Source organism: Sulfitobacter pontiacus (assembly GCF_040790665.1).
Classification (GTDB): Bacteria; Pseudomonadota; Alphaproteobacteria; order Rhodobacterales; family Rhodobacteraceae; genus Sulfitobacter; species Sulfitobacter pontiacus.
On record NZ_CP160849.1, the window covers coordinates 442,382 to 466,762 of the forward strand.

A 24,381-nucleotide genomic window follows, 5' to 3' on the forward strand; every position below is an offset into this window, starting at 1 on the left:
GATGACAAGACCAGTCGCCCTTGCACGCCCCTACGGCATGGCGGATACTGTGGGAATGAAACGTTTTTTGCCGCTCATTTTTGCAGCGCTGCTGCCCACCCTCGCGCAGGCAGAGCAGCCTTCGGTGACGGTCTTTGCGGCCGCCAGCCTGCGCGGTGCCCTGGACGAGGTCGCGCGCGGCTATGACGGCGATGTGGCGCTGTCCTTTGGCGGGTCCGGCACGATGGCACGGCAGATCGATGCGGGTGCCCCTGCCGATGTGGTCTTGTTGGCGGCACCGGTCTGGATGACATGGCTGCGGGATCGCGGCGCGGTCAAGGCTGACGCAGTGGTTGATTTGCTGGGTAATTCGCTTGTGGTGATCGCCCCCGCAGACAGCGATATCGCGCCGGACCCCACCGATCTGGCGGGTGCCCTTGGCGATGCGCGGTTAGCGATGGGTCAACGGGACGCCGTGCCCGCCGGTATCTATGCGCGCGAATGGCTTGAGGCGACCGGACAATGGGAAGCGATCGCCCCGCATCTGGCAGAGACGGATAACGTGCGCAGCGCACTGGCTTTGGTCGCGCGGGCAGAGACGCCTTTGGGCGTGGTTTACCGCACCGATGCTTTGGCCGAACCACAGGTCCGCATCCTTTACGATATCCCGCAGGGGACACACAGCCCGATCACCTACCCCGCCGCCGCGCTTACTGACAGCGGCGCGGCCTTCATGGCGCATCTGCAGTCCCACGACGCCCGCGCGGTCTTTGCCCGCCACGGTTTCAAGCCGCTGCCCGAATGACCGCAGACGCCGCCGCCTGGGACGCGCTGCGTCTGTCGCTTTGGGTTGCAGTTTGGGCGACGCTACTGGCGATCCCGCTGGCGCTTTGGGTGGCGTGGCTGCTGGCGCGGCGGGATTTCTGGGGCAAGGCGCTGCTGAATGCCGCCGTGCATCTGCCGCTGGTTTTGCCGCCCGTGGTCACGGGATATCTGCTGCTGATGGCATTCGGGCGGAACGCGCCCTTGGGCCGCGCATTGGACGCCATCGGGTTGCAACTGGCGTTCCACTGGTCCGGCGCGGTGCTGGCGGCGATCATCATGGGGTTCCCCTTGATGGTCCGCGCCATGCGCCTCGCGATAGAGGCGGTGGATCCCAAGCTTGAAGACGCCGCCGCCACGCTCGGTGCCCCCCGCGCGGCGGTTTTCGCCCGTGTCACCCTACCCCTCATTTTGCCCGGTGTGCTGGCGGGGACCGTGATGGGCTTTGCCAAAGCCATGGGCGAATTTGGTGCCACGATCACGTTTGTCGCCAATATCCCCGGCCAGACGCAAACCCTGCCAAGCGCCATCTGGGCCGCCTTGCAGATACCCGGTGGCGAGGGTCAGGCGGTGGCGATGGTGCTTATGTCTTCGGCCATCGCGGTCAGCGCCGTGCTTCTGTCCGAGCTGCTCGCCCGCCGCGTTGCCAAAAGGATCGCGGGCACATGACGCTTTCCCTGTCCCTGTCGCACCGCTTTGACAGCTTCGCGCTGGACCTCGCGCTTGAGGCCGGGCCGGGCATCACCGCGCTGTTTGGCCGGTCGGGGGCCGGAAAATCTACCGTAATCAACGCTGTTGGCGGCTTGCTCCACCCCGACCGCGGGCGCGTCGTGATCGAGGACGAGGTGCTGCTGGACACCGAAGGCGGCATCTATGTCCCCCCGCACAAGCGCCGCCTTGGCACCGTGTTTCAGGATGCGCGACTGTTCCCGCATCTCAGCGTGGCGCAAAACCTGATGTTCGGTGCCCGCTATGCGCCGCGGGGCAGCAGCGGCCCGTCTCAACGCGACGTGGTGGCACTGCTTGGGCTAGAGACATTGCTCGACCGTGCGCCTGCCACGCTATCAGGCGGTCAAAAGCAGCGCGTTGCCTTGGGCCGTGCCTTGCTGAGCCACCCGCGCATGTTGCTGATGGATGAACCGCTCGCCAGTCTGGACGGGCCCCGCAAGCAAGAGATTTTGCCCTTTCTCGAACGATTGCGCGACGGGCCGCTCGGGCTGCCGATCCTGTATGTCAGCCACGCGGTGGACGAGATCGCGCGGCTGGCCGATACGCTGGTGCTGATCCAGAACGGAAAGGTTCAGGCGCAGGGTCCGCTGTTCGATGTCATGGCCGATCCCGCCGCCGTGCCCCTGCTTGGTGTCCGCGAGGCGGGTGCCGTGATCGAGGCGGATGTCCTTGAGCATGGCAATGACGGGATCACGACCCTGCGGATCAGCGCCGGAGAGCTTGAGCTGCCCGGCGTGCATGCCGATGCCGGTGCCCGCGTGCGTCTGCGGGTGCTGGCCCAAGACGTGATCCTGTCCCTGACCCGCCCCGAGGGGCTAAGCTCGGTCAACGTGCTGCCCGTCACGGTCGAGGCGGTTCACCCGGGCGACGGTCCGGGCGCGGCCATTGCCCTGCGTGCGGGGCGTGACCGGTTGCTCAGCCGTGTGACGGCCCGCGCTGTCGCCGAGCTTGGCCTGACACCGGGCATGACCTGCTATGCGATCCTCAAGGCCACCACGGTCGCGCCGGGCAGTATCGGGCGCTAGGCGATCTTGCGCAGCCCGACCTTGGCGCGCAGCCGCTCGACCAGTTCTTCGTGGGGGACATCCGCATCAATCGCCAGCTTGCGCAGCCCGAAATGCACATGGGCCATATCTTCGTAATAGCTGGTATAGGCATAGTTGGTGGCCGCACCGGCCACCGCCCCCAGCACCGGCACCGCCTGCGCGGCCAGCTTCTGCCCCAAGACCAGCGCCAGACGCGGGGCCACTTTGGCAATCACCGCCTGCATGGCGCGCCCGCTTAGCGCGACCCGCGCCGATAGGAACGCCAGATCGGCCCCGTCATCCTCTGACAAGGGCCCCGCGGCGCTGAACACCTGCACGCAATCGAACTGCACATTCTCGGCATGGGCATCAAAACCGTGTTCCACCGCCACCCCCTGAATAACGCGGAGCAACAAGGTCGTCGTCACCGGCAGCTCTGCCAGTGCCGTGGGCAAGCCACCTGCGCCGCCCGCCGCCCCCATTGCCGCGCTGACCGCCTGATTCAGCCAGCTTTTCTGGTCCGGCACCATCGACCGCGTCGACGTCGCTGCCTTCATCGCCTGGCCCAATGCCTTGACGGTGGCGCTTTCAAGATTGCGGCGCACGGGCGAGGGAAGCTTGTCGATCAACCCCTCGGCGCTGCCGCCGATGACGTTCAACACATTGATACCCACGCCGCCCGCGCTTTTGTAGCGCTTGGCGATCTGGTCCAGCCGTGCCTCTACGTCAATGGTGCTGGGTAGGTTGCTTTCAATCTGCATGGGGTGGGGCCTCCGCCTGTTTGGCTAGAATGTGGGCCATCCCGCCGCCGCTTTCAATGTGGCCAAGCGGTGACATCGCCCGCGATGCCCTCCCACGCGCCATCGACCAGCGCGCGGCCCAACACCCGTTCGGGGTTCGTTGGCGGCGGCATCACCACATCGGTCAGCAAGGTAAAGCCGAAGCGGTTATAGTAAGGCGCATCCCCCACCAGCATCACGCGCGACCACCCCAGCGGGGCCGCTTGCGCCAGACTGCCCTCTATCAGCAAGGCACCCAAGCCTTCGCCCTGCCGCGTCGGGTGCACGGCAACGGGCCCCAACAACAGCGCGGCATGGGCACCGATACAGATCGGCCAATAGCGGATAGCCCCGGCAAGGATACCGCCCGCGTCACGTGCCACATGGTTCAGCCCCGCCACCGGCGGCACCCCGTCGCGCAGGCGATAGGACGACAACGCCTCGCGTCCCGGCGCAAAGCAGGTGTCGTACAACGCTTCGACTTCCCAGTGATCGGCAGCCGTCTCGGGGGTAATATGATACAAGGCGTGGCCCTCTGGACGGTTTTCCTGTGGCGCTGCCTTTATCATGGCGCTAGCCATAGGTGCAAACCATGAGGAGAGTTTGATGTTCTACCGCCCGCAAGACGGCCACCCCCTGCCCCATAACCCGTTCAACGCGATTGTCACCCCACGCCCGATCGGATGGATTTCCACCCGAGACGCGGACGGGAACGACAATCTGGCCCCCTATTCGTTTTTCAACGGGGTCGCCTATACGCCGCCGCAGGTGATGTTTGCCTCTACCGGGACCAAGGCCGATGTGGACGGGACCAAGGACAGCATGGCCAACATCCGCGAGACCGGCGTCTTCTGCGTGAACATTGTCGAATACGCGATGCGCGACGCGATGAACGCCTCCTCTGCGACGCTGCCCCATGGCGCGGATGAATTCGGCCACGCTGGCATCGAAAAAGCGAGCTGCGACCAGATCAACTGCGCCCGTGTGGCGACCGCCCCTGCCAGCCTGGAATGCCGCATGACCCAGATGGTCAAGATCGAGGGAGAGAATAACTTTGTCGTCTTCGGCGAGGTCGTCGGCGTGCATATGCGCGACGATTGCATCAAGGACGGGCGGTTCGACGTGACGACCTACCAACCGCTGTCCCGCTTGGGCTACCGCGATTATGCCCGCGTGACCGACGTGTTCGAGATCATCCGCCCCGACGATTGATCCCGCCACATCCCGAAAAGCGAAAAGCCCCCGATGCGGACTGCATCGGGGGCTTTTTGTTTCCCTCGGTCGGGCGGTTTAGTGACCGCCAAGAATGCCGGTACGGACCTGATAATTCGCGGCGATCTCGTAATCGGGATCATCGTCGCTATCGATCATCAGATGCCCGGCCTTCTTCAGCAAACGGTGACAATCGCGGCTGAGGTGGCGCAACTGGATGCGCTTGCCCGCGCCTTCGTATTTCGCGGCAATCGTCTCGATCGCTTGCAGGGCGGATTGATCCACAACGCGGCTGTCTTCGAAATCGACGATCACCTCGCTGGGGTCGGCCTTGACGTTAAAGAGCTCGGCGAAACCTTCGGACGATCCAAAGAACAGCGGCCCCTGAATTTGATAGACCTTGGCCCCTTCAGGAGTGGTGTATGTTTTGGCGTGGATGCGACGCGCATTGTTCCACGCATAGGCCAGCGCCGACACGATCACACCGACGACCACCGCGACCGCAAGGTCTTCGTAGACGGTGACGACGGTAACCAGCAGGATCACGAAGGCATCGGTCAGGGGCACTTTGCGCAGGATCCCAAAGGAGTTCCACGCGAAGGTGCCGATCACGACCATGAACATCACCCCGACCAGTGCTGCCAGCGGGATCTGTTCGATCAGCGGCGCGCCGACCAGAATGAACAGCAGCAAAAACACCGCAGCCGCAATCCCCGCAACCCGCGTGCGCCCGCCGGATTTCACGTTGATCATGGACTGACCGATCATGGCGCAACCGCCCATACCGCCGAAGAAGCCGGTCACGGTATTGGCCACGCCCTGCGCGATACATTCCTGGCTGGCCCCGCCGCGGGTGTTGGTCAAGTCGCTGACAAGGTTCAACGTCAGCAGCGATTCAATCAGGCCGATGGCCGCAAGGATCACCGCATAGGGCAGGATGATATACAGCGTCTCGAGCGTGAAGGGTGCCAAGGCGGTGCCGTACAGGCCGACACCTTCGCCAAACGGCATGTGGAACGTCGGAAAGCCGCCCTCGATCGAGGCCAGATCGCCGACCCGTGGCACATCCATGCCCGTCGCGATCACCAGAATGGCGATGATGCCGATGCCTGCCAGCGGTGCGGGGATCAGCTTGGTGATGCGCGGCATGACCCAGATGATCGCCATCGTCGCGGCGACAAGCGCCAGCATCAGATACAACGGCCCACCCGAAAGCCATTCGCCACCCGACATGCCGTGACCTGTATCAACCATCGTGCCCGGCACTTTGAACTGGCCCATCTGGGCAAGGAAGATCACGATGGCCAGACCGTTCACAAACCCCAGCATAACAGGGTGCGGCACCAGCCGCATGAACTTGCCCCATTGCATGACACCCGCGAAAACCTGGATCAGCCCCATCAGCACGACCGTGGCGAACAGATATTCAACCCCGTGCTGCGCAACCAATGCGACCATAACAACCGCCAAAGCCCCCGTCGCCCCCGAGATCATCCCCGGACGCCCGCCGATCAACGCGGTGATCAACCCCACCAGGAAGGCCGCATAGAGACCCACCAACGGGTGGACCCCCGCGACAAAGGCAAAGGCAACCGCTTCGGGCACAAGGGCCAGGGCGACGGTCAGCCCCGACAGCAATTCGATGCGCAGCCGCGACGGAGAGAACCCCTCTCCCGGCATCCATCTCAGGTCGGTCACATCAAGATTTTTGGTAAAACTACGGAACGTGGTACGCGCCATCGGGCATCCTTCGGGTCAAATCGCATCAATAAGTTGGAAAGGTCTTTGCGGCCTCCTAGCTGAAACGTGAACAAAATGGAAGGCGCGCAACAGCGCGGGCCGGATTTGAGGCTTTCCCTATGGGCCAAGCTTGATACTCTGCGCACAACTCAATCCAAGGGCGACTTCATGACTCAGACGAAAATTGCCGTGATCGGCGGCTCCGGCATCTATGACATCAACGGGCTGGAGGGGGCCGAATGGCTTACCGTGGAAAGCCCGTGGGGCCCGCCCTCCGATGCGATCCTGACCGGCACGCTGGACGGGGTAGAGATGGCCTTTCTGCCGCGCCACGGGCGCGGACATGTGCATGCGCCCTCTACCGTTCCCTATCGCGCCAATATCGATGCGCTGAAACGGCTCGGCTGCACGGATGTGATCAGCGTCTCGGCTTGCGGGTCGTTCCGTGATGAAATGGCGCCGGGAGATTTTGTGATCGTGGACCAGTTCATCGACCGCACCATCGCGCGGGAGAAATCTTTCTTCGGCACCGGCTGCGTGGCCCATGTCAGCGTGGCGCACCCCACCTGCCCACGTTTGGGCGACGCCTGCGAAACCGCTGCGCGCGACGCGGGCATCAACGTGCACCGCGGCGGCACCTACCTTGCGATGGAGGGGCCGCAGTTCAGCACATTGGCGGAATCCAAGATGTACCGCGAAAGCTGGGGCGCGGATGTGATCGGCATGACCAATATGCCCGAAGCGAAATTGGCCCGCGAGGCAGAGCTTTGCTATGCCTCGGTCGCGATGATCACGGATTACGATAGCTGGCACCCGGACCACGGGGAGGTCGATGTGACCAAGATCATCGAGACGTTGATGGGCAATGCCGACAAGGGCCGTCAACTGGTCGCGCGCCTGCCCAAACTGCTAGGAGCCGACCGCGCCCCCTGCCCGCATGGCTGCGACCGCGCGTTGGAATATGCGATCATGACCCAGCCAGAAATGCGCGACGCGGCCCTTGTGGCCAAACTGGATGCCGTCGCCGGCCGGGTGCTTTAGGGCGCGCTGCAAACGCTGACGCAGCGCCCTTTGCAGGGGCTGTGGCAGGTGAGTTTATTTGGCAAAATGAAGCGGGGCCTTGCGGTTTTGACGTGATGTCCCGCGGGGCCGCGCTGTTGAAGATGCTTGCTGACAGGGGGCGTGTCGCTTAACGCTGTGGCGCGGTTGTTGCGCTGGTGTGGCGACCGACCAAAGCCCAACGACCGGAGCACTGCATGAAACAGGTTCAAGATTACATCCGTACCATTGTCGATTTCCCTCACGAAGGGATCATGTTTCGCGATGTGACCACGCTTTTCGCTGACCCGCGCGGGTTCCGTATGGCCATCGACCAGATGCTGCACCCCTATGCCGGCATCGACATCGACAAGGTCGTCGGGCTTGAGGCGCGCGGGTTTATTCTGGGGGGCGCGATTGCGCATCAGCTGTCCGTCGGCTTTGTGCCGATCCGCAAGAAGGGCAAGCTGCCCGGTCGCACCATCTCTCAGGATTACAAGCTGGAATACGGCGAGGCGATTGTGGAGCTGCACGACGACGCGATCCAGCCCGGTGAGAAGGTGTTGGTTGTCGACGATCTACTGGCCACCGGTGGCACCGCCGAGGCGGGGATCAAGCTGATCCAGCGTTTGGGCGGCGAGATCGTGTCCTGCGCCTTTATCATCGACCTGCCGGAACTTGGCGGGCGCAAGCGGCTGGAAGCGATGGGGATGGAGGTCAACGCGCTCTGTGCCTTTGACGGCGCGTAAACCGCGTTGCCGAGACTTTATTCCGGCGCGGGGAACATCGCGCCGGGGTTCATGATCCCGTTCGGGTCCAGCGCCGCCTTGATCGCGCGCAACGCAGAGAGCTTTGCCGGATCGCTATAGCGTTCGAGGTCTTTGACCTTGAGCCGCCCGATCCCGTGCTCCGCACTGACAGAACCGCCGAGCTCGTGCACCAGATCATGGATCGCCGTCTTGATGGGCAAGCGATCATCCAGATGATCCTCGCGGCTTCGGCCCTGCACCGGGAAAACGTTGTAGTGCAGGTTGCCGTCGCCCACATGGCCGAAACAATTGATCCTGAAATCGCCCAGCGCGCCGATCTTTTCCCCCGCGCGGATGATAAATTCGGGCAGCGCGCCCAGGGGGACCGAGATATCGTGGCTGGAGATCGACCCGATCTGGCGGTTGGCGTGGGGCATCATCTCGCGGACGGCCCAGAAATCTTCGGACTGCTGCTGGCTTTGCGCGATGAGCCCGTCTGTCACCAGCTCCGCCTCGAAGGCGGCGGCAAACAGCGTCTCGAGCGCCGCCATCGGTTCCAGATCACCGCTGAGGCCCAATTCGATCAGCACGCTCCATTCTGGCGGGGTGTCGAAGGGCTGGCGGAGTTCGGGCATCTTTTCGGTGAGGAAATCCAGCCCGACGCCGTTCATAATCTCGAACGCGCTGATCATCTCGCCCAATTGACTGCGCGCGAGCGACAACAGCTTCAGCGCCGCCGCCGGAGAGTTCACGACCAGCAGCGCGGTCCCCGTCCTGGCGGGCCGCGGGAAGAGTTTGAGCGCCGCGGCGGTAATGACGCCAAGCGTGCCCTCGGCACCGACCAGCAAGTGACGCAGATCATAGCCGGTGTTGTTCTTGCGCAGCCGTGTCAGGCCGTTCCATATCTGGCCATCGGGCAGCACGGCCTCTAGCCCCAGACAGAGATCGCGGGCGTTGCCATAGCGTAGCACGCCGGTGCCGCCCGCATTTGTCGCGAGGTTCCCCCCAATGCGGGCAGAGCCCTGAGCCGCGAGGGTCAGGGGAAACAGGCGCTCCGCCGCCTCGGCGGCGTCTTGCACGTCAGACAGGATCATCCCCGCTTCGGCTACCAGCACGTTCTCATCGGGGTAAACTGCGCGAAGTTTGTTCATGCGTTCCAGCGACAGGATCAGCGGGGCGGGGCCAGAGTCTGCCACCTGGCCGCCCACAAGTCCGGTACCTCCGCCATAGGGGATCACGCCGACCCGTGCTGCATTGGCATGGCGGATCAGGGTCGCTACCTCTTCGACCGTGCGTGGCAGGGCCAGCACGGCCGATTTTCCGGCATACAGCCCGCGGGGTTCTTCCAGATAGCGGGGTTCGACCGCGCGGAAGACGTCGGGCGACAGATCGGCACGCAGCGCGGCCTCGAATGCGGGATCGGCGGGGTTCAATGTCATGGCCTATTGATCGCGCCAAGCGGGGCGGGATGCAAGCGGCTTTGGTCTTCGCTAGTGCAGGATCGGCGGCTTTGACGGGTCAGAGCCGGGGGCCTCCATCCGCGGGGTTTTTTCCAGCGGGTCCATCTGAGGCAGATCAAAACGCAGCCCGACTTTCGACAGTTTTTCAACCGTCGGATCAGAGGGAGCGAAGAAGCCCACATCCATCGCCCCCGCATCGATACCCGAGAATGTCAGCGCCTCGGAAGCGGCACGAACCAGCGCGTCTTGCGCGCGCGGGATGGCCCCGACAAAGCCCAGCAGATGCCCGCGCCCGCCGCCGGTATATTCAACCCCGACCAGCCACGCCCCTGCCGCCATGCCTGTGGCGGTCGCCAGCTTGGCATCAATCGCGGCAATCAGCGTTTCGGGCAGGCCCTTGGGCGGCAGAACACGGTCGATGCGCGCCTCGACCTCTCCGGCTTCATGGGCGAGTGTGTCGCGCAGCCAAGCCACGGCGCTGTCGGGCAGCAGGATCGCCGAAGGGGCGACATCCAGGTTCACCGCCATGCCAAGCGGTTGGCCATCCAGCATCCCCGCAATCGCGCGCCCGGACAGCGCCACATAGGGCGCGGGCTGCCCGACATAGGCCGCAAGCCGTTCGATCCGGTCAAAGACCAGCACATAGGCGTCCTCTAGCAGGACAGGGCTGACCTGATCGGCGTCCGGTTCGGCTTCGAGCAGCAGGAAAAGCTCCACATCGGCCATGCGTTCATAGAACCGCAGGCGGGCAGCGTCATCGCTTTCATCGGCCATCATGGCGGCATGGGCGATGTCCAGTGGCGTCGCTTCAGTCATCCAGTACATTCCTTACAGCAGCGCGGAGCCGGGGAAGCACGTCCTCCTCGAACCACGGATTTTTCTTGAGCCAACCGGTATTGCGCCACGAGGGATGAGGCAAGGCAAAGACGCCCTTCGGGTGGTTTTGCCAATCGGCAACGGCGCGGGTGACTGTGGTGAACCCGGGCAGGTGATAGCGCATGGCATAGGCCCCGATCAACACGGTCAACCGGACATCGGGCACGGTATCCAGTGCCCGGGCCCGCCATGTTTTCGCACAGATCGGCGGGGGCGGCAGATCGCTGCCCTTGGCGTCATAGCCCGGAAAGCAAAAGGCCATGGGGATGATCGCCACGCGGTTGCGGTCATAAAAGGTCGTCTCGTCCACGCCCAGCCAGTCGCGCAACCGTTTGCCGGAGGCATCCCAGAAGGGGGTGTTCGCCTCGTGCACTTTCAACCCCGGCGCTTGCGAGGCGATCAGCAGCCGCGCGCCCGGTTGGAACCAGACCACCGGATTGGGCCGGTGCCCCGTCGCCGTAGCCGCAAAGCGGTCGGCGCAGAGGGTGCATTGGCTGAGTTCGGAGCGGATGTCGGTCATGGGGGTAGACCTAAGCGGTGGCGCGCCGGTTTCAAAGGGGGCGGTGACGCGGTGGTGTCCAGCACTCATTTCGAGACATTTCGAAATGAACTTGACACGACCAATCATTTCTATATTTCTAAAAACATGAAAATGAATCCCGCCTCCCCCCATGACCTTGCCTTGGCTGCTGCGCGCTTTGCCGCGCTCGGGTCAGAACAACGTTTGCAAGTTCTCCGTTTGCTGGTGCGCGCAGGCCCTGACGGGCTGACCATCGGCACGCTGGGTGATCGCGCGGGCATCACCGGGTCGACGCTGACCCATCATCTGAAACTGCTTGTGGCCGCGGGGCTGGTGCGCCAGCAGCGGCAGGGGCGTAGCACCATTTGCGCGGCGGTATCCCATGACGCGGTACAGGATCTGACCGAGTTCCTGATGACAGAGTGTTGCGCCGACGCCGCGGTACCCTGCCCTGATCATCCCCACGGTTAACACCACAGATAGCGAAAGTCCCCCCATGTCACACGGTCACCACCATCACGTCGATCCCGACAGCGGCGACGGCAAGATTGCCCTCGCGGTGGCGATCAACCTCGGCCTCACGGTCGCGCAGGTCATCGGCGGGATCGTGGCGGGCAGCCTGTCGCTGATCGCCGATGCGCTACACAACTTCAGCGACGCCATCGCGCTGATCATCGCCTTTGCCGCGCGCAAGATCGCCCGCCGTCCAGCCAATGCAGATATGACCTTTGGCTACGGCCGGATCGAGGCGGTGGCGGCGCTGATCAACTATACCACGTTGATCGTGATCGGCCTGTATCTGGTCTATGAGGCCGCGATGCGCTTTGCCAATCCCGAACCCGTGGCGGGCTGGATCGTGGTGATCGTCGCCGGCATCGCCTTGCTGGTGGATCTGGGCACCGCCGCGTTGACCTTTCGCGCATCGAAATCCAGCGTGAACATCCGCGCGGCCTTTTTGCACAATGTGGCCGATGCCTTGGGGTCGGTTGCCGTGATTGTGGCGGGGACGCTGATGATCCTGTTCGGCTGGGCTTGGGTGGACCCATTGGCCACGCTGCTGATTGCCGGATACATCCTTTGGCAATCCGCGACCGAACTGCCGCAGGTGGCGCGGATCTTGATGCTTGCCTCGCCCGATGCGCTGCGCACCGAAGACGTGATCGCGGCGCTGCGCGACCAGCCCGGTGTTGCAGACGTCCATCATGTGCACCTGTGGCTGATGGAGGAACACGGCGCGGCCTTTGACGCCCATATCGTCGCCGCACAAGGCACCGACCCAAGCGCCCTGCGCCACGCCTTGAAATCCTATCTGAAGTCCGAGTTCGATCTGAACCACGTCACGCTCGAGCTTGAGACCCAGGATGCCCGTTGCCACGATGCCAAGGTGATCGGTCACTAACCCCCGCACCCCTCGACCTTTCGTATAGCGCGCCCTGCAAACCATCGCCGATGGCACTGCCTTCGGGCGCGTGGGTCGTTTTGGCTCCTTGTAAATTCGGCCTCAACTACGACATAATATAGTCAAAATAGAGGGCTAGACACCGCCCAAGGCTCGGGAAACAGGGCGCGACATACCCGCAACAGCACCAATCGGAGCAGGCATGCTGGAATTCGACAACGTCTCCAAGTCCTTTTGGACTGGCACGCAACACAAGGTCATTCTCGACCATGTGTCATTTCGCGTGGATTTGGGGCATTCCCTTGGCATCCTCGCCCCGAACGGCACCGGCAAGACGACCCTCATCAATATGATGGCGGGGCTGGAAAAGCCGGACGAAGGTGAAATCAGACGCGGCTGCAACATCAGCTTCCCGCTGGGGTTCATGGGCGGTGTCGTCAACAAGGTTTCCGCGGTAGAGAATGCCCGCTATATTGCCCGTCTCTATGGGCTGGACCCTGACTACGTCGAAAGCTTTTGTCGCTGGCTGTGTGGGTTGGGGGAATATTTTGACCAGCCCGTCGGGACATATTCGGCCGGGATGAAATCACGGTTTTCGTTTTCACTGCTGCTTGCGCTTGATTTCGACATCTATTTGATCGACGAAGGCATGCCGAGCACCACAGATGTGGAGTTCAACCGCAAGGCGGGCGAAATTCTGCAAGAACGGCTGCGCACGACGACGATCATCATCGTTTCGCACCAAGCCGAGACGTTGGAACAATTCGCGCGGTCCGCTGCTGTCTTGCTTGGCGGAAAGCTACATATCTTCGACACCTTGGAAGAGGCCAAACAGCTTTATGACTACGAAACCCAAGGCTAGAAAATTCCGCATCAAACGTGCGACCCCTGCTGCGGCCCCCAAGGGGAACGATGCGGTCGAACGTGATGCCCCCGCGTCAGCCACGCCAAAGCCGCAGGCCCCTGACGCGCCACGCGCTGCGGCTGCATCACGCGGCGAAGCACCGAAAGCTGCAGCGCCCAGCCAAGCTGCCGCTGCCTCCGCTGCGCGCCCGACCCCGCCCTCCGACGCCCGCAGCGGCGAGGTGTCATCAGCGACCGAAGTCAGTGGAGAGCAGGACATCGACGCGATCCGCCGCGAAGGGCTGACCGGCCGCCAGCTGCGCATGGCCCGTCGCGTGGCGCAAAAACACGGGCTTGCCCCGACCTCTGACTTCGATGCGGTGCGGTTGCTGCGCGCCGAAGGGATCGACCCGTTCCAACGCTCCAACATGCTGGAACTGGTCGTTCCTCAGGACAAGCAATCCACCGGCACGGCACTGCAAAAAGGGCGCATCCAGCTTCCCCAGACAGTCCCTGCCGGGGGGCGCAATCTGCCCTCGACCGACGTTAATCCGATGGAACGCCGCATGCGCGAGATCTCGGACATCCAGCGTGACATCACCAAGCGCCGCCGTCGCAAGATGGGGCTGCTTATGGTGCGTCTGGCGTTCTTTGTCGGGCTGCCCACAATCATGGGCGGGTATTATTTCTACAACATCGCCACGCCGATGTATGCGACAGACAGCCAGTTCCTGATTATCCAGAACGAAGGCACGGGCGGGCTTGGCCCCCTTGGCGGACTGCTGCCGACGCAATTTGCCAACTCTGCCGATAGTATCGCGACACAAAGCTACCTGCAGTCAAAAGACGCGATGCTGCGGCTGGACCGTGATGTCGGCTTTATGAAGCATTTCTCGGACCCGGCCATCGACCCGATCCAGCGGATGAACCCTGACGCGTCGAACGAGGAAGCGTATAAACACTATAAAGACAACGTTAAAATCGGATACGATCCGACCGAAGGCATGATCCGGATGGAGGTGATTGCCGCCGATCCCGAGGTCGCGAAAGACTTTTCCGAACACCTGCTGGAATATGCCGAAGAACGCGTGAACGCCCTGTCGCAGCAAAAGCGCGAAGATGGCATGCGCGACGCCCGCGAAGCCTATGAGCAGACGGTCGCCAAACGCCGCGAGGCGCAGGAAGCGCTGATCAAGCTGCAGGTCGACAACGGGGTGGACCCGCAGGCGGTGATCGCATCGATCCGCGGGCAGATCACCAATTATGAAACCTTGCTGCTGGAAAAAGAGCTTGAACTTGCCGCCCTGCTCGACAACCCGCGCCCGAACCGCGCCAAGGTGGACGGCGCCCAAGGCGACGTGCGCCGGCTTAGCGCACAGCTGGACAAGCTGAACGAACGCATGAACAGCGCGACCGAGGGCACCAACTCGCTTGCACAACAAGCGGTCAGCTTGCAACTGGCGCAGGCCGATCTGGCCGCGGCAGATGCCGCCTTGCAGGCGTCCCAGACCCAGATGGAACAAGCCCGAACAGAGGCCAGCCGTCAGGTCCGCTATCTGACCGTCGCGGTGCGTCCGGTGGCGTCGCAAAGCGCCTCATACCCACGCAAGTTCGAGAACACGATTTTGACATTCCTGATCTTTGCGGGCATCTACCTCATGCTATCGCTGACCTCCTCTATTCTGAAAGAACAGGTAACAAAATGACCCAAGTCACCGTTGGAAATGTCGTCATCGGGAATGATCGCCCGCTGACGGTGATCGCAGGCCCCTGCCAGCTGGAAAGCGAAACCCACGCCCAGATGATCGCCGGCCAGATGAAAGAGGCATGCGACGCCGTGGGCGCCCAGTTCGTGTTCAAGGCGAGCTATGACAAAGCCAACCGCACCTCCCTTGGCGGTAAACGCGGGCTTGGCATCGACGAAGGTCTGGCTGTGCTGCAATCGGTGGGCAAATCCATCGGCGTGCCCGTCCTGACCGACGTGCATACCGAAGCGCAATGCGCCATCGCGGCCGAGGCTGTCGACATCCTGCAAATCCCCGCCTTCCTGTGCCGCCAGACCGATATGCTGCTGGCCGCGGGCAATACGGGCAAGGTTGTGAACGTCAAAAAAGGTCAGTTTCTGGCACCGTGGGATATGCCAAACGTCGTCGCCAAGATCGAATCCACCGGTAACAAGCGCATCCTGCTGACCGAACGCGGCACCTCCTTTGGCTACAACACGCTGGTCGCTGACATGCGCAGCCTGCCGCAGATGGCGCAAACCGGATACCCTGTCGTCATGGACGCGACCCATTCAGTCCAGCAGCCCGGCGGGCAAGGTGGCTCCAGCGGCGGACAGCGCGAGTTCGCCCCCGTCATGGCGCGCGCAGCGGTCGCGATTGGCGTAGGCGCGGTATTCATTGAAACCCACGAAGACCCGGACAACGCACCGTCGGACGGGCCGAACATGATCTATCTGGATCAGATGCCTTCGCTGGTTGCGTCGTTGATGAAATTCGACGCGCTGGCCAAGGAATACCCCCTCACCTTCTAAGGGGCCATCCTGCCAATACTAGACCTTCGCGGCGTTTCCGAATGCCGCGATCAGCCCCGCGTCCTTTACACCCGGCACACTTTCCACACCGGAAGAGACATCTACCTGCCGTGCCCCGGTCATACGGGCGGCCTGAGCCACATTGTCAGGGGTCAGCCCCCCTGCCAGCATCCACGGCTTGTCCCATGTGCGATCTGCGATCAGGCGCCAGTCAAACGACAATCCATTGCCACCGGGCAGCGCGGCCCCTTTGGGCGGTTTCGCGTCGATCAGGATCTGGTCCGCCACGGCCATATAGGCATCAATCTGTGGCAGGTCATCTGCATCGGCCACACCGACCGCTTTCATCACCGGCAGCCCATAGCGCGCCTTGACCTCGACGACACGCTCGGGCGTTTCCTTGCCGTGTAGCTGCAGCATATCAATAGGCACAGCGGCCGTCAGCGCATCCAGAAAGGCGTCATCCGCGTTGACCGTCAACGCGACCTTACACAGCCCCATTGGCACCTCTACAGCCAGTTCAGCGGCTTGAGCAATCGTGACGTGCCGAGGGGATTTTTCAAAGAAGACAAAGCCGACATAGCGCGCACCGGCCGCAGCGGCCGCCGCAATATCCTGCGTGCTGCGCAAGCCGCAGAATTTCACGTGCAAATTTTGGGTCATCGGATACTTCCTGCGCTAAGGGGCATAGGCCCGCTTAGCTTGCTTGATCCAGCAGCGCCAGAACCTCGTCCTGGTCCTGATACTTCTCGCCCTTCAGGCGTGCGACTTCACGTTCCAGCCGGCGCATTTCGCGGGCCTGACGTGCGGCTTCGGCACGCTGGCCGTATTCGCGGATCCACTCCCAGACGAAACCCACCAGCAGACCGGCGATGATGCTGCCCAGAATAACAAGGAACAGCGGCACCTGAATTTCAGGGTTCAACGCGAACCAGCCCGATACCTCGGTCGGTAGCAACTTCAGCGACACCATAGACCGGTTGGCCAAGGCAACCGCGATCAGTGCAATGGCGAAGATTGCGATGCAGAGGTAGCGAACATAACGCATTAGGAATTCCCGTTTAAACGATCTCTAAGCAGTTTACCGGTCTTGAAGAACGGCACGTGCTTTTCTTCTACATGAACCGTTTCCCCAGTGCGAGGGTTCCGGCCCACACGGGCGTCACGTTTTTTCACTGAAAAGGCACCAAAACCGCGCAGCTCTACCCGATCACCATCGGACATCGCGCCGGTGATCTCTTCGAAGATGGTATTTACGATCCGTTCCACGTCGCGCTGATAGAGATGGGGATTGTCGTCGGCAATCTTCTGGATCAGTTCTGACCGGATCATTTAACGTCCTCCGAGGTGCGCAATTAATGTCTTAACTAGATGGGACTATAGCAAACCAAACGCGTTCGTGAAGTCATGCATATTTCTATTATTGCGATTAAGTAGCGGGAAGTCGCTGTTTTCCAGTCATTTTTTAGTCACATTTCACGCAACCACCCGGAACAGCGCTGCCAGCCGCCCTTCCTTGCCCCTCGCCACAGATTGCGATTCGCAACGAAAAAGGGCCCCGCAGTCTGCACTGCGAGGCCCCTGATCTGTGCAACAAGCGCTAAGGCTTATTCGTCGCCTTTCAGAGCGGCACCCAGGATATCACCCAAGGATGCGCCGGAGTCAGAGGAGCCATACTGCTCGACTGCTTCTTTCTCTTCTGCGATTTCACGTGCTTTGATCGACACGCCCAGACGGTGCGCTTTCGCGTCAACGTTGGTGATGCGGACGTCAACCTTGTCACCAACCGAGAAACGCTCGGGGCGCTGTTCGGCACGGTCACGCGACAGATCGGAGCGACGAATGAAGGCTTTCATGCCTTCGTATTCGACTTCGATGCCACCGTCTTCGATGGAGGTCACGGTCACAGTCACAACGGAACCGCGCTTCACGCCGCCCACTGCTTCTGCGAACTTGTCGCCGCCCACACCTTTGATCGACAGGCTGATGCGTTCTTTTTCCACGTCAACTTCGGAAACAACGGCCTGAACCGTGTCACCTTTGCGGTAGTCCTGGATCGCTTCTTCGCCGCGCTGGTCCCAGCTCAGGTCCGACAGGTGAACCATGCCGTCGATGTCGCCTGGCAGGCCAACAAACAGACCGAATTCGGTGATGTTTTTGACTTCGCCTTCAACTTCGGTGCCTTCTGGGTGTGTTTCAGCAAACACTTCCCATGGGTTGCGCATGGTCTGTTTCAGACCAAGGGAAACGCGACGCTTGGCACCATCGATTTCCAGAACCATGACTTCGACTTCTTGGCTGGTGGAAACGATCTTGCCGGGGTGTACGTTCTTCTTTGTCCAGGACATTTCGGAAACGTGAACCAGACCTTCAACGCCTGGCTCCAGCTCAACAAATGCACCGTAATCGGTGATGTTGGTGACACGGCCAGTGTGCGTGGATTCCAGCGGGTACTTGGCTTGAACCAGATCCCATGGATCTTCTTGCAGCTGTTTCATACCCAAGGAGATGCGGTGCGTCTCTTTGTTGATCTTGATGACCTGAACCTTGATGGTTTCGCCGATCGACAGGATCTCGGATGGGTGGTTCACACGGCGCCATGCCATGTCTGTGACGTGCAGCAGGCCGTCAACACCGCCCAGGTCAACGAAGGCACCGTATTCGGTGATGTTCTTGACCACACCGTCAACTTCCTGACCTTCGGTCAGGTTGCCGATAACTTCGGCACGCTGTTCGGCACGGGATTCTTCAAGGATTGCACGACGCGATACAACGATGTTGCCACGACGACGGTCCATTTTCAGAACTTGGAACGGCTGCTTCAGACCCATCAGAGGGCCGGCATCGCGCACGGGGCGCACGTCAACTTGGGAACCGGGAAGAAAGGCAACTGCGCCGCCCAGATCAACGGTAAAGCCACCTTTAACGCGGCCAAAGATCGCGCCTTCAACGCGCTCTTCTGCGGCATAGGCTTTTTCCAGACGGTCCCAGGCTTCTTCGCGACGGGCCATCTCGCGCGAGATGACAGCTTCGCCACGGGAGTTTTCTACCTGACGCAGGAATACTTCGACTTCGTCGCCGACTTCCACTTTGGGTGCTTCGCCAGGCTCGGCAAATTCTTTCAGTTCAACGCGGCCTTCCATCTTGTAGCCTACGTCGATAATAGCTTGGCCCGCTTCGATCGCGATAACCTTGCCTTTGACAACAGAGCCCTCTTCGGGCGTGTCCATTTCAAAGCTTTCTTCCAAAAGTGCTTCGAAGTCTTCCATTGAGTTCATAGCCATGTAGCTTGATTTTCCTTTAGCATTTGGTTTCTGGCCGCGCGGTTGTCTCCGCCGGTCTGTGGTTAAAATTGTCATCCGCGATGGGATTCGATCCGCAAAACAAAGAGGGCCGGATGAAACCGACCCTGCCTGATATCTCGCGCCCGAAACGTGTATCCGCCCCTTAGACAGTCGCGCGTATAGCCCTGTTTCGGGGCAAAGGCAAGGGCTGGCACGGGTGAACCCCTGTTCATACAGGGCGATGTCAGCAAAAAGGGCAGACCGTAGCCTGCCCTTGTCCATTCCGTCATCCGCGCAATGTGGTATCAGCTTTCGGTAGGGCCGCCCGCGTCTTTCCAGCCGGGGAAACCGCCGATGTTGGTGACATTGGTATAGCCCATGTCGTGCAGCGTCTTACCCGACAGCGCGGCCTGACCGCCCGCGCCGCAGACCAGGTAAATCTCCGCGTCTTTTTCGAAGATCGGGTTATACATCTCTTCCTTGTTGGGGTCGGCGCGGAACTCGATCATGCCGCGCGGCACACGATGCGCGCCCTTGATGGTCCCGCTTTTAGCGATGTCGCCGGAATCGCGCACGTCGATAAAGACACCCTTGCCTTCGGCATGTTTCGCAATCGCGTCCTTGGCGTCCATCTTGGGGACAACGGCATTCGCATCGTCGAGATAGTCTTGAGCGGTCTTCATAGTCAGCACCTCTTGTTTATTCCTATCGTGCCCAGCCTACCGCCAGACACATCCCAAACCAACGTCGGGCACCGACATTCGTTCCGCCGCGTTTAGTCACGTCGACGTGCGGCCACCAGTTCGATGGCGCGGGCCACGGCTGTTTCGATATCCATGGTCGAGGTATCCATCAGCTCTGCATCCTCGGCGGGCTTCAGCGGTGCTTCGGCGCGGGTGCTGTCGCGGGCATCGCGGGCCTGCACATCGGCCAACACCCCTTCCAGCGTGACCTCGGCCCCCTTGGCGCTAAGCTCGGCAAAGCGGCGCTGTGCACGGACCTCGGGCGTGGCGGTAATGAACAGCTTGACCGGCGCATCGGGGCAGATCACCGTGCCGATGTCGCGCCCGTCCAGCACCGCGCCCCCTGCCCGCATGGCAAAGCTGCGCTGGAAATCGACCAAGGCGGCCCGCACAGCCGGGATCGCAGCGGCGCGGCTCGCGGCCTCTGCCACGGCGTTGGTGCGCAGTTGGTCATTCTCAAGATCATCGGCTTGCAGGGTCAAGGCGGCCTCTTCGGCGGTCATGCCCTCCAGCACTTTCGCCCCTACGGCGCGATACAGCAGGCCGGTATCCAGATGCGCAAAGCCGAAATGCGCCGCAACAGCGCGCCCCACGGTGCCCTTGCCCGCCGCAGCCGGCCCGTCAATCGCAACGGTAAAGCCCAGCATCACGCATCCCCCCGCGTCACATCCGCGCCAAGGCGTTTCATCAGCGGCTCGAAGATCGGGAAGGACGTGGTGATTGGCGACCCGTCGTCCACACTGACAGGCGAGGTTGCGGCCATGCCAAGGATCATAAAGGACATCGCGATGCGGTGGTCCAGCTGGCTGGCGCAGGTGGCCCCGCCCGGCACGTTCCCGTGCCCCCGTCCGGTGACCGCCCACCAATCGGGGCCCTCGTCCACTTCGATCCCGTTGGCGCGCAGCCCCTTGGCCATCGCGTCGATCCGATCGCTTTCTTTGACCCGCAGCTCTTTCACGCCGCGCATCATGGTCTGGCCCTGCGCAAAGGCGGCCACGACAGAAAGCACCGGATATTCGTCGATCATCGACGCCGCGCGCGCTGGCGGCACCTCGATCCCTTTGAGGTCGGGCGAGAATTTGGCGCGCAGGTCGGCGACGGGCTCGCCGCCCTCCGTCCGCTCATTCTCATAGGTCAGATCGGCCCCCATCTCGCGCAGCGTGGTGAACAGCCCTGCCCGTGTCGGATTCAGCCCGATCCCCGGCACCAGCACGTCGGATCCCGGAACGATCAAGGCGGCACAGACCGGAAACGCAGCCGAGGACGGATCGCGCGGCACATCAACATGTTGGGCCTGTAGCTCTGGCTGGCCGGTCAGGGTGATCACACGGCCCTCATCCGTGTCTTCCACCGAGATCTCGGCACCGAAGCCCGCCAACATCCGCTCTGTATGGTCGCGCGTTGCCTCGGCCTCGATCACGACGGTCTTGCCGGGGGCGTTCAGCCCTGCCAGCAAGACGGCGGATTTCACCTGTGCGGACGGCACTGGCACGGTGTAGCGCACGGGCACCGGGTCAGCCGCCCCCACGATGGTCATGGGCAAGCGTCCGCCCTTGCGCCCGACAGATTGCGTGCCGAACAAGGCCAACGGATCGGTGACCCGCGCCATGGGGCGGCCGTTCAGGCTGGCGTCGCCGGTGAATGTCGCGGTGATGGGGGAGGTCGCCATTGACCCCATGATCAAGCGCACCCCTGTGCCCGAGTTTCCGCAATCGATCACCCCGTCCGGTTCTGCGAAACCGCCCACGCCCACACCGCGCACAGACCAGTTGCCGCCGCCCATATTGGTGACTTCCGCGCCAAAGGCCTGCATCGCCTTGGCCGTGTCCAGCACGTCGTCGCCTTCAAGCAATCCGCTGATGGTGGTTTCGCCAATGCACATCGCGCCCAAAATCAAGGACCGGTGCGAGATCGACTTGTCCCCCGGCACCTCGGCCACGCCGGACAGCGGGCCGCAAGCGGTAGAGGTCATCGGGACGGGCGTGGCGTGGCTGGACATGGATAACCCTCAAAAAAACTTCCTGAAAGCCCGTCTTAAACCAGCGATCCCGCCCCGTCCATTGCCAGCGTTCTTGGCCCGCGCCCGCCCGCTCAGGTCTTGCGGAAAGTCAGGTAGTGCGGCACGCGCCCCTCGCGCAGGGCTTTTTGTTCGTAGCGGGTAGAAATCCAGTCGCCCCACGGCTCTTTCCAGTCGCCGGGGCGTTCCGCCAGCCATTCGAACCCGTGGCGTGGCACCTGCTCAAGCGTCTGGCGCACATAGTCTTCGATGTCCGTGGCAACGCGAAAGATCGCGCCGGGCTTGAGCACCTTTGCCAGCGGCTCAAGATGTTCCGGCGTCACAAAGCGGCGGCGGTGGTGGCGCGTTTTCGGCCACGGATCAGGGTACAGCAGGAAAGCGCGGTCAATCGACGCCTCTGGCAGCACGTCAAAGATATCGCGTGCATCGCCCGGATGGATCGCCACATTATCAACACCCGCGCGGCGGATCTTGCCCAACAGCATCGCGACCCCGTTGATGTAGGGTTCGCAGCCGATGATGCCTACGTCAGGGTTTTGCGCCGCCTGATGCACCATATGTTCGCCGCCGCCAAAACCGACCTCCAGCCAGACGGGTTTGCCGCCAAACAGCGTCGGCAGGTCCAGCGGTGTACGGTCGGGGTTCACATCCCAATCGACAGGACCGGGCGACAGCGCCTCTAGATCCTCTTCGATATAGCCTTTCTGGCTTTGCTTAAGCGATTTGCCTTTAAGGCGACCGTAGAAATTGCGGCGGGGGCGTTCAGGATGTGTCATGGCGCTGGCTTTAGCCTGCGCGGGGGACGGGCGCAACATTTCGCGTAATCCTGCGCCGCAAAAGCCAACGCGCCCCATGCGCAACGGCGGTGCCGCCCCTGTGAAGCGCAGCAAACCCGGAACGATCACGAAGACTTTACGTTGAGCTACAGGGTTCTACCTGACCAAGAACCGATAATAATGCAGCGGAGGACATGCGAATGCGGGAACTGGCAAGCCGACTAGGACTACGAACGGATCCTACGATATTCTTTGTTTCCGCCCTGTGTACCGCCCTATTTGTACTGGCTCTTGTCCTTGCCCCTGAACCTATCGGGGATGCGTTCGCTACAGGCCGCGCTTGGATCGTATCACATCTGGGGTGGTTCTTTATTCTTGGCGTCAACGTCTGGCTGGGCTTTCTGATCTGGGCCGCGATGAGCCGTCACGGCCATATCCGCCTTGGCCCGCGCGACAGCCGCCCCGACTATACAAACCTGTCGTGGTTCACCATGCTATTCGCGGGCGGCATCGGCACCGTGCTGATGTTCTGGGGCGTGGCAGAGCCGATCAGCCATTTTTCGGACCCGCCCCTGCCCGGCGTTGAACCTTTTACGGAACAGGCCGCACAAGACGCCATCTCTATCGCCACATACCACCTTGCGCTGCACACCTGGACGATCTTCGCGCTGCCCGGTCTGGCCTTTGCGTATTTCATCAACCGCTATGATCTGCCCGTGCGGGTCAGTTCGGTCTTTTACCCGCTGTTGAAAGAGCGCATCCACGGCCCTTGGGGCAAGGCGATCGACATTGCGTCGATCCTCGGCACGCTGTTCGGCGTCGCGGTCTCGCTTGGGTTGGGGTCATCGCAGATCGCAGCGGGTCTGTCGGCGCTATTTGGGTGGGACGACGGCGTGCCGCTTCAGGTCGGCATCCTGATCGCGCTGACAGCCGTAGCCGTGGTGTCTATCGTGGCGGGGCTCGATAAGGGGGTAAAGCTGCTGTCCAACCTCAATATCGGCATGGCCGTGGCGTTGATGGTCTTTGTGCTGGTGACCGGTTCGACCCTGTTCCTGCTGCGCGGCATGGTCGAGACCTTTGGCCTGTACCTAAGCAACCTGCCACGGCTCGCCTTCTGGAATGATATGCTTGCCGATACCAACCCCTCGAATGGGGATTGGGGCTGGCAGGGCAGCTGGACGGTGTTCTACTGGGCCTGGACGGTCACGTGGTCGCCCTTCATCGGGCTTTTCGTCGCGCGGATTTCGCGGGGGCGCACGATACGGGAGTTCGTCTTTGGCGTGCTGCTGGCGCCGTCGCTGTTCACGTTGATCTGGTTCTCGATCTTCGGCTGGCAAGCGATGGAGATTGATGGCATCGGCACCGCCGCGCGCACGGCTCTTGGCGCGCAGGCCGGTTCGCTGAGCGCTGCTGTGGCTGACTCAGTCCCGCTTGCCATGTTCGCGTTTTTCGAAAGCTTCCCTTTCGCCGATATTGTGCAGGGTATCGCCGTGCTGGTGGTGGCAATCTTCTTTGCAACATCTTCGGATTCCGCATCGCTGGTTGTCGACATGCTGTGCACCGGTTCGCCCGAACCCGGCCCCACCCGCCAGCGGGTGTTCTGGGGCGTGTCAGAAGGGCTGGTCGCCGCGATGCTGTTGATCCTTGCAGGGGACTTGGGGCTGACCGCCTTGCAACAGGTGATCACGGTCGTCGGCTTGCCGATCTTCCTGCTGGTCTTTGCGATGATCCCCTCGCTGATCAAAGGGTTCCGGACCGAAGATATCGACCACGTCTCTATCGGCAAACGCCCCCGTCTAGGGGATCTGTAGCAGCCCCCACCAACGCAGAAGGGCAGCCCATTGGGGCTGCCCT

Annotated in this window: 26 protein-coding genes; 12 read left to right on the forward strand and 14 right to left on the reverse strand. The window is 62.0% G+C overall.

Going from position 1 to position 24,381, the window contains the following annotated elements:
- Nucleotides 1-55 precede the first annotated feature (55 nt).
- Genes modA through modC form a run of 3 tightly spaced genes read left to right on the forward strand, consistent with a single transcriptional unit; the run spans nucleotide 56 to nucleotide 2,555 of the window.
- Nucleotides 56-784, forward strand: a complete 729-nt coding sequence (gene modA / locus AB1495_RS02095) for a molybdate ABC transporter substrate-binding protein (RefSeq protein ID WP_074634796.1) — start codon at nucleotides 56-58, stop codon at nucleotides 782-784.
- Nucleotides 781-1,470: a molybdate ABC transporter permease subunit gene (gene modB, locus AB1495_RS02100; RefSeq protein WP_074634645.1), complete on the forward strand. Its 690-nt coding sequence runs from the start codon at nucleotides 781-783 to the stop codon at nucleotides 1,468-1,470. Before modA ends, modB begins: the two co-directional genes overlap by 4 nt.
- Nucleotides 1,467-2,555: a molybdenum ABC transporter ATP-binding protein gene (modC, locus tag AB1495_RS02105; protein ID WP_074634646.1), complete on the forward strand. Its 1,089-nt coding sequence runs from the start codon at nucleotides 1,467-1,469 to the stop codon at nucleotides 2,553-2,555. The genes modB and modC overlap by 4 nt, the downstream gene beginning before the upstream one ends.
- Here modC and AB1495_RS02110 read toward each other — a convergent pair.
- Both AB1495_RS02110 and AB1495_RS02115 read right to left on the reverse strand, forming a co-directional pair.
- A complete protein-coding gene (locus tag AB1495_RS02110) occupies nucleotides 2,552-3,316 on the reverse strand; it encodes an EcsC family protein (RefSeq protein WP_005849379.1) in 765 nt (254 codons plus the stop codon). The genes modC and AB1495_RS02110 overlap by 4 nt on opposite strands.
- 53 nt (nucleotides 3,317-3,369) lie before the next feature.
- The gene (locus tag AB1495_RS02115) at nucleotides 3,370-3,858 is read right to left on the reverse strand and encodes a GNAT family N-acetyltransferase (protein WP_037953839.1); all 489 of its coding nucleotides are present in this window, start codon (nucleotides 3,856-3,858) and stop codon (nucleotides 3,370-3,372) included.
- A gap of 82 nt (nucleotides 3,859-3,940) precedes the next feature.
- Here AB1495_RS02115 and AB1495_RS02120 point away from each other — a divergent pair, with 82 nt between their 5' ends.
- A complete protein-coding gene (locus tag AB1495_RS02120; protein ID WP_005849383.1) occupies nucleotides 3,941-4,546 on the forward strand; it encodes a flavin reductase family protein in 606 nt (201 codons plus the stop codon).
- A 78-nt stretch (nucleotides 4,547-4,624) separates the two neighbouring features.
- Here AB1495_RS02120 and AB1495_RS02125 read toward each other — a convergent pair whose 3' ends face one another.
- Nucleotides 4,625-6,286 carry a SulP family inorganic anion transporter gene (locus AB1495_RS02125; RefSeq protein WP_074634647.1) on the reverse strand — a complete coding sequence of 554 codons (1,662 nt, stop codon included), beginning with the start codon at nucleotides 6,284-6,286 and terminating at the stop codon, nucleotides 4,625-4,627.
- Between the two features lie 168 nt (nucleotides 6,287-6,454).
- Here AB1495_RS02125 and AB1495_RS02130 point away from each other — a divergent pair, with 168 nt between their 5' ends.
- Nucleotides 6,455-7,327: an S-methyl-5'-thioadenosine phosphorylase gene (locus AB1495_RS02130; RefSeq protein WP_009825108.1), complete on the forward strand. Its 873-nt coding sequence runs from the start codon at nucleotides 6,455-6,457 to the stop codon at nucleotides 7,325-7,327.
- Between the two features lie 215 nt (nucleotides 7,328-7,542).
- Nucleotides 7,543-8,073, forward strand: a complete 531-nt coding sequence (locus AB1495_RS02135; RefSeq protein WP_074634648.1) for an adenine phosphoribosyltransferase — start codon at nucleotides 7,543-7,545, stop codon at nucleotides 8,071-8,073.
- Nucleotides 8,074-8,090: 17 nt separating this feature from the next.
- On the opposite strand, the gene AB1495_RS02140 is transcribed toward AB1495_RS02135, so the two are convergent.
- The 3 genes from AB1495_RS02140 to AB1495_RS02150 are packed head-to-tail and all read right to left on the reverse strand — an operon-like array spanning nucleotide 8,091 to nucleotide 10,929.
- Complete coding sequence (locus AB1495_RS02140) at nucleotides 8,091-9,512, reverse strand: FAD-binding oxidoreductase (RefSeq protein ID WP_074634649.1); 1,422 nt, start codon at nucleotides 9,510-9,512, stop codon at nucleotides 8,091-8,093.
- A 51-nt stretch (nucleotides 9,513-9,563) separates the two neighbouring features.
- Nucleotides 9,564-10,349 carry an SseB family protein gene (locus AB1495_RS02145; RefSeq protein ID WP_005849394.1) on the reverse strand — a complete coding sequence of 262 codons (786 nt, stop codon included), beginning with the start codon at nucleotides 10,347-10,349 and terminating at the stop codon, nucleotides 9,564-9,566.
- A complete protein-coding gene (locus AB1495_RS02150; protein ID WP_197145813.1) occupies nucleotides 10,342-10,929 on the reverse strand; it encodes a uracil-DNA glycosylase family protein in 588 nt (195 codons plus the stop codon). The genes AB1495_RS02145 and AB1495_RS02150 overlap by 8 nt, the downstream gene beginning before the upstream one ends.
- Nucleotides 10,930-11,055: 126 nt before the next feature.
- Here AB1495_RS02150 and AB1495_RS02155 point away from each other — a divergent pair, with 126 nt between their 5' ends.
- From AB1495_RS02155 to kdsA, 5 genes are all read left to right on the forward strand, one after another.
- Nucleotides 11,056-11,400, forward strand: a complete 345-nt coding sequence (locus AB1495_RS02155; protein ID WP_074634651.1) for a helix-turn-helix transcriptional regulator — start codon at nucleotides 11,056-11,058, stop codon at nucleotides 11,398-11,400.
- A gap of 25 nt (nucleotides 11,401-11,425) precedes the next feature.
- On the forward strand, nucleotides 11,426-12,328 hold the full coding sequence (locus tag AB1495_RS02160; protein ID WP_074634652.1) for a cation diffusion facilitator family transporter: 903 nt from the start codon (nucleotides 11,426-11,428) through the stop codon (nucleotides 12,326-12,328).
- A 202-nt stretch (nucleotides 12,329-12,530) separates the two neighbouring features.
- Nucleotides 12,531-13,190, forward strand: coding sequence for an ABC transporter ATP-binding protein (locus tag AB1495_RS02165; protein WP_005849402.1), 660 nt, complete (start codon nucleotides 12,531-12,533; stop codon nucleotides 13,188-13,190).
- A complete protein-coding gene (locus tag AB1495_RS02170) occupies nucleotides 13,168-14,877 on the forward strand; it encodes a capsule biosynthesis protein (protein WP_074634653.1) in 1,710 nt (569 codons plus the stop codon). Before AB1495_RS02165 ends, AB1495_RS02170 begins: the two co-directional genes overlap by 23 nt.
- Nucleotides 14,874-15,707: a 3-deoxy-8-phosphooctulonate synthase gene (gene kdsA, locus AB1495_RS02175; RefSeq protein ID WP_074634654.1), complete on the forward strand. Its 834-nt coding sequence runs from the start codon at nucleotides 14,874-14,876 to the stop codon at nucleotides 15,705-15,707. The genes AB1495_RS02170 and kdsA overlap by 4 nt, the downstream gene beginning before the upstream one ends.
- Before the next feature lie 18 nt (nucleotides 15,708-15,725).
- Here the strand turns inward: kdsA and AB1495_RS02180 are convergent, their stop codons facing one another.
- The 8 genes from AB1495_RS02180 to trmB all read right to left on the reverse strand — a co-directional run bounded on the left by AB1495_RS02180 (nucleotide 15,726) and on the right by trmB (nucleotide 22,527).
- The gene (locus tag AB1495_RS02180; RefSeq protein WP_074634655.1) at nucleotides 15,726-16,370 is read right to left on the reverse strand and encodes a phosphoribosylanthranilate isomerase; all 645 of its coding nucleotides are present in this window, start codon (nucleotides 16,368-16,370) and stop codon (nucleotides 15,726-15,728) included.
- A gap of 34 nt (nucleotides 16,371-16,404) precedes the next feature.
- Complete coding sequence (locus AB1495_RS02185; RefSeq protein WP_005849409.1) at nucleotides 16,405-16,755, reverse strand: LapA family protein; 351 nt, start codon at nucleotides 16,753-16,755, stop codon at nucleotides 16,405-16,407.
- Nucleotides 16,755-17,039: an integration host factor subunit beta gene (gene ihfB / locus AB1495_RS02190; RefSeq protein WP_005849411.1), complete on the reverse strand. Its 285-nt coding sequence runs from the start codon at nucleotides 17,037-17,039 to the stop codon at nucleotides 16,755-16,757. The genes AB1495_RS02185 and ihfB overlap by 1 nt, the downstream gene beginning before the upstream one ends.
- A gap of 275 nt (nucleotides 17,040-17,314) precedes the next feature.
- The gene (gene rpsA / locus AB1495_RS02195; RefSeq protein WP_235183804.1) at nucleotides 17,315-18,991 is read right to left on the reverse strand and encodes a 30S ribosomal protein S1; all 1,677 of its coding nucleotides are present in this window, start codon (nucleotides 18,989-18,991) and stop codon (nucleotides 17,315-17,317) included.
- Between the two features lie 305 nt (nucleotides 18,992-19,296).
- Nucleotides 19,297-19,674, reverse strand: coding sequence for a rhodanese-like domain-containing protein (locus AB1495_RS02200; RefSeq protein WP_037944690.1), 378 nt, complete (start codon nucleotides 19,672-19,674; stop codon nucleotides 19,297-19,299).
- Nucleotides 19,675-19,766: 92 nt separating this feature from the next.
- On the reverse strand, nucleotides 19,767-20,381 hold the full coding sequence (locus tag AB1495_RS02205; protein WP_005849417.1) for a d(CMP) kinase: 615 nt from the start codon (nucleotides 20,379-20,381) through the stop codon (nucleotides 19,767-19,769).
- Nucleotides 20,381-21,733: a 3-phosphoshikimate 1-carboxyvinyltransferase gene (gene aroA, locus AB1495_RS02210; RefSeq protein ID WP_074634656.1), complete on the reverse strand. Its 1,353-nt coding sequence runs from the start codon at nucleotides 21,731-21,733 to the stop codon at nucleotides 20,381-20,383. The genes AB1495_RS02205 and aroA overlap by 1 nt, the downstream gene beginning before the upstream one ends.
- 92 nt (nucleotides 21,734-21,825) lie before the next feature.
- Nucleotides 21,826-22,527 carry a tRNA (guanosine(46)-N7)-methyltransferase TrmB gene (gene trmB / locus AB1495_RS02215; protein WP_244268809.1) on the reverse strand — a complete coding sequence of 234 codons (702 nt, stop codon included), beginning with the start codon at nucleotides 22,525-22,527 and terminating at the stop codon, nucleotides 21,826-21,828.
- 200 nt (nucleotides 22,528-22,727) lie between these two features.
- Between trmB and AB1495_RS02220 the strand changes: the two genes are divergently transcribed.
- Complete coding sequence (locus AB1495_RS02220; protein ID WP_074634658.1) at nucleotides 22,728-24,338, forward strand: BCCT family transporter; 1,611 nt, start codon at nucleotides 22,728-22,730, stop codon at nucleotides 24,336-24,338.
- Nucleotides 24,339-24,381: the final 43 nt, after the last annotated feature.

Excerpts from the sequence above, each read along its gene's own strand:
- modA (WP_074634796.1), top strand. The coding sequence starts at position 56 with ATGAAACGTTTTTTGCCGCTCATTTTTGCAGCGCTGCTGCCCACCCTC.
- modB (WP_074634645.1), top strand. The coding sequence starts at position 781 with ATGACCGCAGACGCCGCCGCCTGGGACGCGCTGCGTCTGTCGCTTTGG.
- modC (WP_074634646.1), top strand. The coding sequence starts at position 1,467 with ATGACGCTTTCCCTGTCCCTGTCGCACCGCTTTGACAGCTTCGCGCTG.
- AB1495_RS02110 (WP_005849379.1), bottom strand. The coding sequence starts at position 3,316 with ATGCAGATTGAAAGCAACCTACCCAGCACCATTGACGTAGAGGCACGG.
- AB1495_RS02120 (WP_005849383.1), top strand. The coding sequence starts at position 3,941 with ATGTTCTACCGCCCGCAAGACGGCCACCCCCTGCCCCATAACCCGTTC.
- AB1495_RS02125 (WP_074634647.1), bottom strand. The coding sequence starts at position 6,286 with ATGGCGCGTACCACGTTCCGTAGTTTTACCAAAAATCTTGATGTGACC.
- AB1495_RS02130 (WP_009825108.1), top strand. The coding sequence starts at position 6,455 with ATGACTCAGACGAAAATTGCCGTGATCGGCGGCTCCGGCATCTATGAC.
- AB1495_RS02135 (WP_074634648.1), top strand. The coding sequence starts at position 7,543 with ATGAAACAGGTTCAAGATTACATCCGTACCATTGTCGATTTCCCTCAC.
- AB1495_RS02140 (WP_074634649.1), bottom strand. The coding sequence starts at position 9,512 with ATGACATTGAACCCCGCCGATCCCGCATTCGAGGCCGCGCTGCGTGCC.
- AB1495_RS02145 (WP_005849394.1), bottom strand. The coding sequence starts at position 10,349 with ATGACTGAAGCGACGCCACTGGACATCGCCCATGCCGCCATGATGGCC.
- AB1495_RS02150 (WP_197145813.1), bottom strand. The coding sequence starts at position 10,929 with ATGACCGACATCCGCTCCGAACTCAGCCAATGCACCCTCTGCGCCGAC.
- AB1495_RS02155 (WP_074634651.1), top strand. The coding sequence starts at position 11,056 with ATGAAAATGAATCCCGCCTCCCCCCATGACCTTGCCTTGGCTGCTGCG.
- AB1495_RS02160 (WP_074634652.1), top strand. The coding sequence starts at position 11,426 with ATGTCACACGGTCACCACCATCACGTCGATCCCGACAGCGGCGACGGC.
- AB1495_RS02165 (WP_005849402.1), top strand. The coding sequence starts at position 12,531 with ATGCTGGAATTCGACAACGTCTCCAAGTCCTTTTGGACTGGCACGCAA.
- AB1495_RS02170 (WP_074634653.1), top strand. The coding sequence starts at position 13,168 with ATGACTACGAAACCCAAGGCTAGAAAATTCCGCATCAAACGTGCGACC.
- kdsA (WP_074634654.1), top strand. The coding sequence starts at position 14,874 with ATGACCCAAGTCACCGTTGGAAATGTCGTCATCGGGAATGATCGCCCG.
- AB1495_RS02180 (WP_074634655.1), bottom strand. The coding sequence starts at position 16,370 with ATGACCCAAAATTTGCACGTGAAATTCTGCGGCTTGCGCAGCACGCAG.
- AB1495_RS02185 (WP_005849409.1), bottom strand. The coding sequence starts at position 16,755 with ATGCGTTATGTTCGCTACCTCTGCATCGCAATCTTCGCCATTGCACTG.
- ihfB (WP_005849411.1), bottom strand. The coding sequence starts at position 17,039 with ATGATCCGGTCAGAACTGATCCAGAAGATTGCCGACGACAATCCCCAT.
- rpsA (WP_235183804.1), bottom strand. The coding sequence starts at position 18,991 with ATGGCTATGAACTCAATGGAAGACTTCGAAGCACTTTTGGAAGAAAGC.
- AB1495_RS02200 (WP_037944690.1), bottom strand. The coding sequence starts at position 19,674 with ATGAAGACCGCTCAAGACTATCTCGACGATGCGAATGCCGTTGTCCCC.
- AB1495_RS02205 (WP_005849417.1), bottom strand. The coding sequence starts at position 20,381 with ATGCTGGGCTTTACCGTTGCGATTGACGGGCCGGCTGCGGCGGGCAAG.
- aroA (WP_074634656.1), bottom strand. The coding sequence starts at position 21,733 with ATGTCCAGCCACGCCACGCCCGTCCCGATGACCTCTACCGCTTGCGGC.
- trmB (WP_244268809.1), bottom strand. The coding sequence starts at position 22,527 with ATGACACATCCTGAACGCCCCCGCCGCAATTTCTACGGTCGCCTTAAA.
- AB1495_RS02220 (WP_074634658.1), top strand. The coding sequence starts at position 22,728 with ATGCGGGAACTGGCAAGCCGACTAGGACTACGAACGGATCCTACGATA.